The organism is Clavibacter sp. VKM Ac-2872 (assembly GCF_015351105.1).
Taxonomy (GTDB): domain Bacteria; phylum Actinomycetota; class Actinomycetes; order Actinomycetales; family Microbacteriaceae; genus Clavibacter.
This window is the reverse complement of record NZ_JADKRR010000001.1, coordinates 1,560,201-1,572,787: the sequence shown is the minus strand read 5'-3', so window position 1 is coordinate 1,572,787 and position 12,587 is coordinate 1,560,201. Positions and strand designations below refer to the sequence as shown.

General features: G+C 70.8%; 10 protein-coding genes and 2 tRNA genes. 6 read left to right on the top strand and 6 right to left on the bottom strand.

Annotated features, from left to right (window positions below; translation table 11 throughout):
* The first annotated feature begins 130 nt into the window (after positions 1-130).
* From valS to ITJ40_RS07465, 3 genes are read left to right on the top strand one after another with little or no spacing between them, the layout of a single operon-like run.
* Complete coding sequence (gene valS / locus ITJ40_RS07475) at positions 131-2,776, top strand: valine--tRNA ligase (protein ID WP_194666437.1); 2,646 nt, start codon at positions 131-133, stop codon at positions 2,774-2,776.
* Positions 2,773-3,225, top strand: coding sequence for a GNAT family N-acetyltransferase (locus tag ITJ40_RS07470; RefSeq protein ID WP_194666436.1), 453 nt, complete (start codon positions 2,773-2,775; stop codon positions 3,223-3,225). Before valS ends, ITJ40_RS07470 begins: the two co-directional genes overlap by 4 nt.
* Positions 3,225-3,488 (top strand): hypothetical protein, encoded by a 264-nt coding sequence (locus ITJ40_RS07465; RefSeq protein WP_194666435.1) that lies wholly within the window; start codon positions 3,225-3,227, stop codon positions 3,486-3,488. The genes ITJ40_RS07470 and ITJ40_RS07465 overlap by 1 nt, the downstream gene beginning before the upstream one ends.
* 4 nt (positions 3,489-3,492) lie before the next feature.
* Here ITJ40_RS07465 and ITJ40_RS07460 read toward each other — a convergent pair whose 3' ends face one another.
* Complete coding sequence (locus tag ITJ40_RS07460) at positions 3,493-4,296, bottom strand: methyltransferase domain-containing protein (RefSeq protein ID WP_194666434.1); 804 nt, start codon at positions 4,294-4,296, stop codon at positions 3,493-3,495.
* A gap of 39 nt (positions 4,297-4,335) precedes the next feature.
* Here ITJ40_RS07460 and ITJ40_RS07455 point away from each other — a divergent pair, with 39 nt between their 5' ends.
* A complete protein-coding gene (locus ITJ40_RS07455) occupies positions 4,336-6,399 on the top strand; it encodes a M3 family metallopeptidase (RefSeq protein WP_194666433.1) in 2,064 nt (687 codons plus the stop codon).
* A gap of 79 nt (positions 6,400-6,478) precedes the next feature.
* Here the strand turns inward: ITJ40_RS07455 and clpX are convergent, their stop codons facing one another.
* A complete protein-coding gene (gene clpX, locus ITJ40_RS07450; protein WP_194666432.1) occupies positions 6,479-7,759 on the bottom strand; it encodes an ATP-dependent Clp protease ATP-binding subunit ClpX in 1,281 nt (426 codons plus the stop codon).
* A gap of 166 nt (positions 7,760-7,925) precedes the next feature.
* On the opposite strand from clpX, the gene sfnG reads away from it, so the two are divergent.
* On the top strand, positions 7,926-9,068 hold the full coding sequence (gene sfnG / locus ITJ40_RS07445) for a dimethylsulfone monooxygenase SfnG (protein WP_194666431.1): 1,143 nt from the start codon (positions 7,926-7,928) through the stop codon (positions 9,066-9,068).
* A gap of 61 nt (positions 9,069-9,129) precedes the next feature.
* On the opposite strand, the gene ITJ40_RS07440 is transcribed toward sfnG, so the two are convergent.
* The 4 genes from ITJ40_RS07440 to ITJ40_RS07425 form a co-directional block, all read right to left on the bottom strand.
* Positions 9,130-9,810 carry an ATP-dependent Clp protease proteolytic subunit gene (locus tag ITJ40_RS07440; protein WP_012038151.1) on the bottom strand — a complete coding sequence of 227 codons (681 nt, stop codon included), beginning with the start codon at positions 9,808-9,810 and terminating at the stop codon, positions 9,130-9,132.
* Positions 9,811-9,845: 35 nt separating this feature from the next.
* Complete coding sequence (locus ITJ40_RS07435; RefSeq protein ID WP_012038150.1) at positions 9,846-10,433, bottom strand: ATP-dependent Clp protease proteolytic subunit; 588 nt, start codon at positions 10,431-10,433, stop codon at positions 9,846-9,848.
* Positions 10,434-10,610: 177 nt separating this feature from the next.
* Positions 10,611-12,065, bottom strand: coding sequence for a trigger factor (gene tig, locus ITJ40_RS07430; RefSeq protein ID WP_194666430.1), 1,455 nt, complete (start codon positions 12,063-12,065; stop codon positions 10,611-10,613).
* Between the two features lie 65 nt (positions 12,066-12,130).
* A tRNA-Pro gene (locus ITJ40_RS07425) sits at positions 12,131-12,206 on the bottom strand.
* A gap of 191 nt (positions 12,207-12,397) precedes the next feature.
* Between ITJ40_RS07425 and ITJ40_RS07420 the strand changes: the two genes are divergently transcribed.
* A tRNA-Gly gene (locus tag ITJ40_RS07420) sits at positions 12,398-12,471 on the top strand.
* Positions 12,472-12,587: the final 116 nt, after the last annotated feature.

Below are 12,587 nucleotides of genomic sequence, written 5' to 3'. Positions count from 1 at the left end.
AGGCCGGATGCGCGGGGCGTCGCCGCCCCCGCATCCGGCCTCCGTGCCCCCATCCGGTAGCGTGAACCCCGCACAGAAGGCACCTCACCATCGACACGGTGCCGTCCACATCGAGGGAACCGGAGCACGCATGGCTGACGAACGACGTCCGGACACCGCGCAGGAGGCGACCGGCCAGGTCGCCCGGGTCCCCGACAAGCCGGCCCTCGAGGGCCTCGAGGCCACGTGGGGCGCCCGCTGGCAGGCCGACGGCACGTACGAGTTCCGCCGCGACGAGGCCGCCGCCGGCACCGTCTTCTCCATCGACACCCCGCCGCCCACGGCGAGCGGATCCCTCCACATCGGCCACGTCTTCAGCTACACGCACACCGACGTGATCGCCCGCTACCGCCGCATGCGCGGCGAGAGCGTCTTCTACCCGCTCGGTTGGGACGACAACGGCCTGCCCACCGAGCGCCGCGTCCAGAACTTCTACGGCGTCCGCTGCGACCCGACGCTCCCCTACGACCCCGCCTACCAGCCCTCCGAGACCGGCGGCACGTCGAAGCCCGGCGACCAGCAGCCGATCTCCCGCCGTAACTTCATCGAACTGTGCGAGCGCCTGACCGAGGAGGACGAGAAGCAGTTCGAGGACCTCTTCCGCACGCTGGGCCTCAGCGTCGACTGGCGCCAGAGCTACCGAACCATCGGCGCCGACGCGCAGGTGGCCTCGCAGCGCGCGTTCCTCCGCAACCTCGCCCGCGGCGAGGCGTACCAGGCCGACGCCCCCACCCTGTGGGACGTCACCTTCCGCACGGCCGTGGCGCAGGCCGAGCTCGAGGACCGCGAGCAGCCCAGCGCCTACCACCGCCTCGCGTTCCACCGGCAGGGCGGCGACGACGTGATCATCGACACCACGCGCCCCGAGCTCCTCGCCGCGTGCGTCGCCCTCGTCGCGCATCCCGACGACGAGCGCTACCAGGGCCTGTTCGGCACGACCGTCACGACGCCGGTGTTCGGCGTCGAGGTGCCCGTGCTCGCGCACCACCTCGCCCAGCCCGACAAGGGATCCGGCATCGCCATGGTCTGCACGTTCGGCGACCTCAACGACGTGGTGTGGTGGCGCGAGCTGCAGCTGGAGAACCGCGCGATCGTCGGCTTCGACGGCCGCATCGTCTCCGACGCCCCCGCCGCCATCACGTCCGAGTCGGGCCGCACGGCGTACGCCGCCCTCGCCGGCAAGACGGTCTTCTCCGCGAAGGCGGCGATGGTCGAGCTCCTCACGGAGTCCGGCGAGCTCATCGGCGAGCCGCGCAAGATCACCCACCCCGTCAAGTTCTACGAGAAGGGCGACAAGCCCCTCGAGATCGTCTCGACCCGCCAGTGGTACATCCGCAACGGCGGCCGCGACGAGGAGCTCCGCGCCGGGCTGATCGCCCGCGGGCGGGAGATCGGGTTCGTCCCCGACTTCATGCGCGTGCGCTACGAGAACTGGGTCGGCGGCCTCAACGGCGACTGGCTCGTCTCGCGCCAGCGCTTCTTCGGCGTGCCGCTGCCCGTCTGGTACCCGCTCGACGCCGACGGCAACCCGGAGTTCGACAAGGCCATCACGCCCACCGAGGACCAGCTGCCCGTCGACCCGTCCTCGGATCCCGCCCCCGGCTACACGGAGGACCAGCGCGGCGTGCCCGGCGGCTTCCAGGGCGAGCTCGACGTCATGGACACCTGGGCCACCTCCTCGCTCACCCCGCAGCTCGCGGGCGGATGGGAGCGCGACCCCGAGCTCTTCGACCTCGTCTTCCCGTTCTCCATGCGACCGCAGGGCCAGGACATCATCCGCACGTGGCTCTTCTCCACGGTCCTGCGGGCCGAGCTGGAGCACGGCCAGGCGCCGTGGACGACGGCCGCGATCTCCGGCTGGATCCTCGACCCCGACCGCAAGAAGATGTCGAAGTCCAAGGGCAACGTCGTGACCCCGGCGGCCACGCTCGAGCAGTTCGGCTCCGACGCGGTGCGGTACTGGGCCGCGTCCGCGCGCCTCGGCGTCGACGCGGCGATGGACCCGCAGAACCCGACGCAGATCAAGATCGGCCGCCGGCTCGCGATCAAGGTCCTCAACGCGGCGAAGTTCATCCTCTCGTTCGAGGCCCCCGAGGGCGCCCGCGCCACCCACGCCATCGACGTGGGCATGCTCGCCGCCCTGGCCGAGGTCGTGGAGACCGCGACCACCGCGCTCGGGGAGTACGACCATGCGCGCGCGCTGGAGGTCACGGAGAGCTTCTTCTGGACCTTCTGCGACGACTACCTGGAGCTCGTCAAGGACCGCGCCTACTCGGCCGATGCCGACCCCGCCGACCGGGGATCCGCGGTCGCCGCGCTCCGCGAGGCCCTCGATGTCCTCCTGCGCCTGTTCGCGCCCTTCGTGCCCTTCGCCACGGAGGAGGCGTGGAGCTGGTCGCACGACGGCTCGATCCACACCGCCGCCTGGCCGTCCCCGCCTGCCCCGTCCGCCCCGGCGACCGGCGGCACGGCCGACCCGCGGCTGCTGGACCTCGCCGGTCGCGCGCTCGTGGGCATCCGCCGCGCCAAGACCGACGCGAAGGCCTCGCAGAAGACGCCCGTGGCCGAGGCCGTGGTCTCCGCGTCGACGGAGGACATCCGCTCGCTCGAGCTCGTGGCACGGGACCTCCGCGCCGTGGGCCGCATCACCGACCTGACCTTCACCGAGGGGGACGGCCCGGCCGTCACCCGCATCACGCTCGCCCCCGCCGAGCAGCCCGAGGAGAACCGCGCATGACCATCTCGATCCGTCCCGTCCGCGACGGCGACTTCTTCCCCTGGTTCGACCTGTTCGCGGGCTACGCCGAGTTCTACGGCACCGAGCTCACGGACGAGGCAGCCGTGCTCGCCTGGAGCCAGCTCACCGACGACCAGCACGCGAGCTCCGCGCTCGTCGCCGTCGACGACGCGCACGAGGGCGCCCTCGTCGGTCTCGCGCACTTCCACCGCTTCGCGCGCCTGGCGCGCGGCACCGGGGGCCTGCTGGTCGACGACCTGTACGTGCGCGAGGTCTCGCGCCGCCAGGGCGTGGGCGAGCAGCTCATCGCCGCGGTCGCCGACGTCGCGCGCCGCGACGGCGCCAGCATGCTCCGGTGGATCACCGCCGAGGACAACTCCGACGCGCAGCGTCTCTACGACAAGGTCGCCCGCCGCACGACGTGGGTCACCTACGAGCAGGACGTCTGATGCAGCTCGGCACCCGCTGGCCCGTCGGCGGCACCGCCCCCGCGGAGCTGCCCGAGGTCGTCCTCCTCGCGGTGAAGACCGTCGAGAAGGACGTGATCGCGCTCGCGACCGACACGTCCGCCTGGCGCTGGACGCTCACGTGGCTCGAGCGGAAGCCCGTCGTCGAGCTCGACGACGGCACCGTGATCCGCTACGACCCGATCGAGGACGCGGCGACCATCACGATCCCCGGCGAGTCGACGGACGACCCCTTCGACGACTGAGCGTTCACCGCCGGGCGAGGATCTCGCCGTGCGGCATCGCGAAGAAGCCGTCGCCGTCCGCGGCCCACACCTGCCAGCCGGCGCGGATGGCCAGCAGGTCCTCGTCCGTCGCGAACCCGCCCTCGCGGGCCTGGCCGGCGAAGGACGACGCGACCGCGCGATCGGCCCACGCGCCGCCCCACCAGGCGCGCTCCTCGTCCGACGTGAAGCACCACACCGACGCGCTCGACGCGATCTCGGTGAAGCCGGCCTCCCGGGCCCACGCCTTGAGACGGGATCCGGCATCGGGCTCGCCGCCGTTCGCGCGGTGGACGGGCAGGTACACGTCGGACCAGAGGCGCAGCCCGTCGGACTCGGGGTAGAGCGCCACCTTCGAGTAGATGACGTCGCGCGCCGCCACGAGCCCACCCGGGCGCGTGACGCGGCGCATCTCCGCGAGCGCGCGGACGGGGTCGCCGACGTGCTGCAGGACCTGGTGCGCGTGGACCACGTCGAAGGACGCGTCGGAGTAGGGCAGGTCGTACACGGATCCCGTGACGAACTCGACGTTCCCCGTGCCGCGCGACGCCGCCAGCTCGGCGGCCTGCCGCACGACGTCCTCCGACATGTCGACGCCGACGACGCGGCCGGGCGCGACGATGTCCGCGAGCTCCACCGTGATGGTCCCGGGGCCGCTCCCCACGTCCAGCACGTCCAGGCCGGGGCGGAGGTGGGGTTGGAGGTAGGCCGCGGAGTTCCGGACCGTCCGGGCGCTGTGCACCCGGAGGACGCTCTCGTGGTGGCCGTGGGTGTATCGCTCGCTCTTCACCCTCCGAGCCTAGGTCGGCGCCCGGCCTAGGCTCGCTGTATGACGACGCCCCCGAACCCCTTCCTCGAACCGAGCACCCTCCCGTACGGCATGCCCCCCTTCGCCGACATCCGCGAGGAGCACTTCCGCCCCGCGTTCGAGGCGGGCATCGCCGAGCACCTCGCGGAGGTGCGCGCCATCGCGGACTCGACCGAGCCGCCGACCTTCGAGAACACGCTCGTCGCGCTCGAGCGGTCCGGCCGGATCCTCGACCGCGTCGGCCACGTCTTCTTCACCCTCACGTCGGCCGACAGCTCCGCCTTCACCCGCGAGCTCGAGGCCGAGATCGCCCCGGAGCTCGCCGCGCACGAGGACGCCATCCGCCTCGACTCCGCGCTCTACGCGCGCATCCTCGCCGTCCACGACGCGCGCCACGAATCGGGCCTCGACGCCGAGTCGGTCTACCTCGTCGAGCGCTACCTGGCCGAGTTCACGATCGCGGGCGCCGGCCTCGACGACGAGGCGAAGGGCCGGCTCCGCGACCTCAACCGCCGCCTGTCCGTGCTCACCACGCGCTTCGAGTCCCACCTCCTCGAGGACACCAACGACCTCGCCGTCGTGGTCGACGACCCGGCCGAGCTCGACGGCCTGGGAGAGGGTGCCATCGCGGCCGCGGCGCAGGCGGCCGTCGATCGCGGGCTCGACGGGAGGCACCTCATCACCCTGGTGCTGCCGACCGGCCACCCGTACCTCGCGCAGCTCACGGACAGGGGCCTGCGCCAGCGGATCATGGAGGCGTCGCTCGCCCGGGGATCCCGGGGGAACGCGCACGACAACCGCCCGCTCGTCCTCGAGATCACCCGCCTCCGGGCCGAGCGCGCCGCCCTCCTCGGCTTCCCGAGCCATGCCGCCGCCGTGACCGCGGACCAGACGGCGCGCACGCCGGAGGCCGTCGCCGACATGCTCAGCCGCCTCGCCCCGGCCGCGGCCCGCAACGCCCGCGCCGAGGCCGTCGAGCTGCAGCGCGTGATCGACCGCACGCAGCAGGAGCTCGGCGAGCCGACGTTCGAGCTCGCCGCCTGGGACTGGGCCTTCTACAGCGAGCGGGTGCGCACGGAGCGCTACGACGTCGACACCGAGCGCATGCGCCCGTACCTGGAGGCCGACCGGGTGCTCCGCGACGGCGTGTTCCGCGCGGCCACGGCGCTCTACGGCGTCACCTTCACCGAGCGCGACGACATCCCCGCCTACCATCCCGACGCGCGCGTCTTCGAGGTGCGCGACGAGGACGGATCCGAGGTCGGCCTCTACGTGCTGGATCTCCACACGCGCGACTCGAAGCGCGGCGGCGCGTGGATGAACCGGCTCGTCCAGCAGAGCGCCCTGCTCGACACCCCGACGGTCGTGCTCAACAACCTCAACGTCCCGAAGCCACCCGCCGGGCAGCCCACGCTCCTCAGCTACGACGAGACGAACACGCTGTTCCACGAGTTCGGCCACGCGCTGCACGGCCTCTTCGCCCGCGTCACCTACCCGCGCTTCGGGGGCACGAACGTGTTCCGCGACTTCGTCGAGTTCCCCAGCCAGGTGAACGAGATGTGGATGCTGTGGCCCGAGATCCTCGCCTCCTACGCCGTGCACCACGAGACGGGCGAGCCGATGCCCGCCGACCTCGTCGCGGCCGTCCAGGCGTCGTCCGCCTTCAACGAGGGCTTCCTCACCAGCGAGTACCTGGGTGCCGCGCTCCTCGACCAGGCCTGGCACCGCATCGGCGTCGACGACGTCGTCGAGGACGTCGACGCGTTCCAGGCCGATGCCCTCGCCGCCGTGGGCCTCGACGTGCCCGCCGTCCTCCCCCGTTACGCGTCGAGCTACTTCCAGCACACCTTCGCGGGCGGCTACGACGCGGGCTACTACTCCTACATCTGGAGCGAGGTGCTGGACGCCGACACCGTCGAGTGGTTCCGCGAGAACGGCGGCCTCACGCGCGAGAACGGCGACCGGTTCCGCGCGCGTCTGCTCGGCGTCGGCGGATCCAAGGACCCGCTGGAGGCCTACCGCGACTTCCGCGGCCGCGACGCCGTGATCGAGCCGCTGCTCGTGCGCCGGGGCCTCGCCGGCTGACACGTCCCGCCGCACGACGAGAGCGCCGCGCCCTTGACGGGGTGCGGCGCTCTCGTCGTGAGCCGGCGGACCGGCTGGCTCAGGCGGACCTCTCCGCGCGGAGCATCGAGGCGCGCGGCACGATGGTGGGCGCGGCGTTCTGCACGACCGACTCGCGCGTGATGACCACGCGCCCCACCTCATCGTCCGAGGGGATGTCGAACATGATCGGCCCGAGCACCTCCTCGAGGATGGCGCGGAGGCCGCGGGCTCCCGTCTGCCGCAGGACGGCGAGGTCGGCGATCGACTCCAGCGCGCCCTGCTCGAACTCCAGCTCCACGCCGTCGAGCTCGAACATGCGCTGGTACTGGCGCACGAGCGCGTTGCGCGGCTTGGTGAGGATCTCCATCAGCGCCCGCTGGTCGAGCTGCGTGACCGTGGTGACGACGGGGAGGCGCCCGATGAACTCGGGGATGAGCCCGAACTTGTGCAGGTCCTCCGGGAGCACCTCGCCGAACACGTCGGCGTTCACGTCCTTGCGGTGCAGCGGAGCGCCGAACCCGATGCCCTTCTTGCCCGCGCGCTGGCTGATGATGTCCTCGAGCCCGGCGAACGCGCCCGCGACGATGAACAGCACGTTGGTCGTGTCGACCTGGATGAACTCCTGGTGCGGGTGCTTGCGTCCGCCCTGCGGCGGGACCGAGGCGACCGTGCCCTCGAGGATCTTGAGCAGCGCCTGCTGCACGCCCTCGCCCGACACGTCGCGCGTGATGCTGGGGTTCTCCGCCTTGCGCGCGATCTTGTCGACCTCGTCGATGTAGATGATCCCGGTCTCGGCGCGCTTCACGTCGTAGTCGGCCGCCTGGATGAGCTTGAGGAGGATGTTCTCCACGTCCTCGCCCACGTAGCCCGCCTCGGTGAGCGCCGTCGCGTCCGCGACGGCGAACGGCACGTTCAGCCGCTTCGCCAGGGTCTGCGCGAGGTAGGTCTTGCCGCAGCCGGTCGGCCCGATGAGGAGGATGTTGCTCTTCGCGATCTCGATCTCGTCGCCCACGGTCTCGGCCGGCCCGATGCTGCTGACGGCCCGGACCCGCTTGTAGTGGTTGTACACCGCCACGGACAGCGCGCGCTTGGCGGCCTCCTGCCCGATGACGTACTCGTCGAGGAAGCCGAAGATCTCCTTCGGCTTGGGGAGCTCGAACTCGCCCGTGGTCTCCTCGCTGGCCTCGGCCAGGCGCTCCTCGATGATCTCGTTGCAGAGCTCCACGCACTCGTCGCAGATGTAGACGCCCGGTCCCGCGATCAGCTGCTGGACCTGCTTCTGGCTCTTCCCGCAGAAGGAGCACTTGAGCAGATCCGCGCTCTCGCCGATGCGTGCCATGGAAGCCTCCCCGGAAGTCGTGCGGTGTCCCACGAGCCTAACGCGTGCATGGGACATCGCCCGGACCACTGGGGGCACGGCCCGTCGCATGCGATCATGCGGGCACCGGCCGTCACACGGCGCAACACTCAGGGCCGGCCCCAGCGGGCACCCCCACCATGTCCGCATGACCGACAACCCCGCCACCGCATCCCCCGACGCGCTGTCCTTCGCCTACTGGGTCCCGAACGTCTCGGGAGGACTCGTGACGAGCGACATCGAGCAGCGCACCCACTTCGACTTCGACTTCAACGTCCGCGTCGCGCAGCTCGCCGAGCAGCGGGGCTTCGACTACGCGCTGAGCCAGGTGCGGTACGCCGCGTCCTACGGCGCCGACCAGCAGCACGAGTCGACCTCGTTCTCGCTCGGCCTGCTGCTCGCGACCGAACGGCTCAAGGTCATCGCCGCCGTGCACCCGGGGCTCTGGCACCCGGGCGTGCTGGCCAAGTGGATCATCACGGCCGACCACATGTCGCATGGTCGCGCCGCCGTCAACGTCGTCTCCGGGTGGCTCAAGGACGAGTTCGTGGGCTTCGGCGAGCCGTGGCTCGAGCACGGGGAGCGCTACCGCCGCACCGAGGAGTTCATCCGCGTGCTCCGGGGACTCTGGACCGAGAAGGACTTCTCGCACCTGGGCGACTTCTACCGGATCCACGACTTCACGCTCAAGCCGCCGCCCGTCGACGTGCCCGGCCGCGCCCACCCGGAGATCTTCATGGGCGGCAACAGCACCGACGCCCGGGAGATGGGCGGCCGGGTCACGGACTGGTACTTCTCCAACGGGAAGGACTTCGCGGGCTTCGAGGAGCAGCGCGCCGACGTGCTCGCCTCCGCCCGCGCCGCCGGCCGGAGCCAGCGGGTCAAGTTCGGCCTCAACGGCTTCGTCATCGCGCGCGACACCGAGCAGGAGGCGCAGGACGTGCTCGAGGAGATCATCGCGAAGGCGAACCCCGACGCCGTGGAGGGCTTCCGCCAGGCCGTGAAGCAGGCGGGGGCGTCCACCGGCGACGGCAAGGGCATGTGGTCCGACTCGACCTTCCGCGACCTCGTGCAGTACAACGACGGCTTCCGGACGGGCCTCATCGGCACGCCCGAGCAGATCGCGCGCCGCATGGTCGAGTACCGCAAGCGCGGCGTGGACCTGCTGCTCCTCGGCTTCCTGCACTACCTCGAGGACATCGAGCGGTTCGGCACGCAGGTGCTGCCCATCGTGCGGGAGCTCGAGCGGGAGGCGATCGAGCGCGGCGAGCTGGCCGAGCCCGCCGCCTGATCTCCCGGGCGCGAAGGAGGGGCGGTCGGCTGATGCCGACCGCCCCTCTCGCTGCGCGGACCTAGCGGGCGGGGATCGCCGCCGTCAGGTTCTTGCGCGAGGTGAGCACCTGGTCGATGAGGCCGTACTCGAGGGCCTCGTCGGCGCCCAGGATCTTGTCGCGCTCGATGTCGCGGTTGATCTGGTCGCGGTCGCGGTTGGTGTGCTTCGCGAGCGTGTCCTCGAGCCAGGAGCGCATGCGCATGATCTCCGCCGCCTGGATCTCGATGTCGGATGCCTGCCCGCCGCTCGACTCGCCCGTCGCGGGCTGGTGGATGAGCACGCGCGCGTTCGGCAGCGCCAGGCGCTTGCCGGGCGCGCCGCCCGCGAGCAGGACGGCAGCGGCCGAGGCCGCCTGGCCGAGGCACACCGTCTGGATCTGCGGGGAGACGTACTGCATGGTGTCGTAGATCGCCGTCATGGCCGTGAACGAGCCCCCGGGCGAGTTGATGTACATGACGATGTCGCGGTCGGGGTCCATCGACTCGAGCACGAGCAGCTGGGCCATGACGTCGTCGGCCGACGCGTCGTCGACCTGCACGCCGAGGAAGATGATGCGGTCCTCGAAGAGCTTGGCGTAGGGGTCCTGGCGCTTGTACCCGTAGGCCGTGCGCTCCTCGAAGCTGGGGAGGATGTACCGCGACGACGGGCTCGTGGCGGTGGAGCCGGCGCCGCGGGCGCCGCCGAAGGTGGGGAGTTCCATGTTCTTCTTCTCTGCCTGTCTCTTCTGTCTGTCGCTCAGGAGGTCTCGGTGCCGCCGCCGCCGACGACGTCGGTCGCGGACTCGCGGATGTGGTCGACGAAGCCGTACTCGAGGGCCTCCTGCGCCGTGAACCAGCGGTCGCGGTCGCCGTCCTCGTTGATCTGCTCGGCCGTCTTGCCGGTCTGGCCCGCGGTGATCTCGGCGAGGCGCTGCTTCATCGAGAGGATGAGCTGGGCCTGCGTCTGGATGTCGCTCGACGTGCCGCCGAAGCCGCCGTGGGGCTGGTGCAGCAGCACGCGCGCGTTCGGCGTGATGTAGCGCTTGCCCTTGGTGCCGCTCGTGAGGAGCAGCTGTCCCATGGAGGCGGCCATGCCGATCCCGACCGTGACGATGTCGTTGGGGACGAACTGCATGGTGTCGTAGATGGCCATTCCCGCGGTGATGGAACCGCCGGGCGAGTTGATGTACAGGAAGATGTCCTTCTCGGAATCCTCCGCCGCCAGCAGCAGGATCTTCGCGCAGATCTCGTTCGCGTTGTCGTCGCGGACCTCGGATCCGAGCCAGATGATGCGGTCCTTCAGCAGTCGGTCAAAAACACCGGGTACCAGTGTCGGTTCGGCCATTGTTCGAGCTCCCATTCATTCGTCGCTTCGAGTCATGAATCTATCGGAGCGGATCCGCCCCTACGCCCGTGTTCGCCGCGGGCGGAGAGCGCAGCCGCCGCACGCGCGAGGGCCCGAGGAGCGTGCGCTCCCCGGGCCCTCGTGCTGCCGACCGCCGCGAGCGGTCGGCGGATGCGACTACTCGGAGTCGGCGGCCTTCTCGGCGGCCTTCTTCTTCGCCGGCGCCTTCTTCTTCGGCTTCTCGGCGGGAGCCTCCTCGGCAGCGGGTGCCTCGGTGGCCTCCTCCGCCGGGGCGTCGGCCGCGACGGCCTCGGCGTCCGCGTCGGCAGGCTGCTCGGACACGGCATCCGCGTCGCGCACGACGGGCTGCGTGAACTCGGTCACGTCGACGACCTTGCCGTCGGCGTCCACGACCTTGGCCTTGTCGAGCACGACCGCGAGGGCCTTGTTGCGCGCGACCTCGCCGACCATGGCGGGGATCTGGTTGTTCTGCTGCAGCACCTGCACGAACTCGTTCGGCTCCATGTTGTACTGCTGCGCGCCCTGGATGAGGTACTGGGTCAGCTCGTCCTGGCTGACCTTCAGCTCCTCCTTCTCCGCGATGACGTCGAGGAGCAGCTGCTGGCGGAAGGCCTTCTCGCTGGACTCCTTGACCTCGGCCCGGTGCACGTCGTCCTCGAGGCGGTTCTCGTTCTCGAGGTGGCGCTGCACCTCGTCCTCGACGAGCTTCTCGGGGACCGGGATCTCGACGCCCTCGAGGAGCTTGTCGACGATCTGGTCGCGGGCCTGCGTGACCTGGCCGAAGACCTTGGACTTGCCGACCTGGACCTTGAGGTCCGCGCGCAGCTCGTCGATGGTGTCGAACTCGCTGGCGATCTGCGCGAAGTCGTCGTCGGCCTCGGGCAGCTCGCGCTCCTTGACGGACTGGACGGTGACGGCGATCTCCGCGGTCTCGCCCTCGTTGTCGCCACCGAGCAGCTTGGACTCGAACGTGGTGCTCTCGCCGGCGGTGAGGGACTCGAGGGCCTCGTCGATGCCGTCGATGAGGTCGCCGGAGCCGAGCTCGTAGGAGATGCCGCTCGCGGTGTCGACGGCGTTGCCGGCGATGGTGGCCGTGAGGTCGATCTGGACGAAGTCGCCCGTCTTCGCGGGGCGGTCGACCGTGATCAGCGTGCCGAAGCGGCTGCGCAGGCTGTCGAGCTCGGTGCCGACCTCGTCGTCGGTGACCTCGACGGAGTCCACGGTGAGCTCGAGGCCCTCGTACGCGGGCAGGTCGAACTCGGGGCGGACGTCGACCTCGATCTCGAGGAGCAGGTCGCCGGTGAGGTCCTTGCCGGGCCACTCCTTGACGTCGGCCTCGGGGCGCCCGAGGGGACGGATGTCCGTCTCCTTCACGGCGGCCTGGTAGAAGCCGTCCATGCCGTCGTTGACGGCGTGCTCCAGCACGGCCTCGCGTCCGACGCGCTGGTCGATGATGGGCGGCGGCACCTTGCCCTTGCGGAAGCCGGGGATGGCGACCTGCTCGGCGATGTGGCCGTATGCGTGGTCGATGTGCGGCTTCAGGTCTTCGGGGGTGGCAGAGATCGCGAGCTTGACGCGCGTGGGGCTCAGCTTTTCGACCGTGGTCTTCACGTGTGGAGTTCTCCTGTAATCGCGGTACGCGCCTCGGCTGAGACGGCATTTCGTCGTCGGGGATGTGGTCGGGGCGACAGGACTCGAACCTGCGGTCTTCCGCTCCCAAAGCGGACGCGCTAGCCACTACGCTACGCCCCGGCTGCCACGCATTCCCTCGGTCGAGGCGGGCGCCGTGCCCCTCTTCGTGCAGGCGCGCGGAAGCCGATCCGACCGTGGCACAGCCTATCCGACTCGTGCCGGGCCCTGGTCACCGGCGGCGAGAGGCTGCGCTACGCTGGATCCCGCGCATCCGGCGCACGGCCCCTCGGGGGCGGTGGCTCCGGCGTCGCGGGGATGTAGCTCAATGGTAGAGCCTCAGTCTTCCAAACTGATCACGCGGGTTCGATTCCCGTCATCCCCTCCATCGCGGGCGCACCGCCGCTCCTCCACATCCACGGCTTCGCGTGATCCCTCCCCCGTTCGGGGCGACCCGTCGTCCACAGCACGTCGGCCCGCTAGCGTCCTGATCCGTGGATAGCC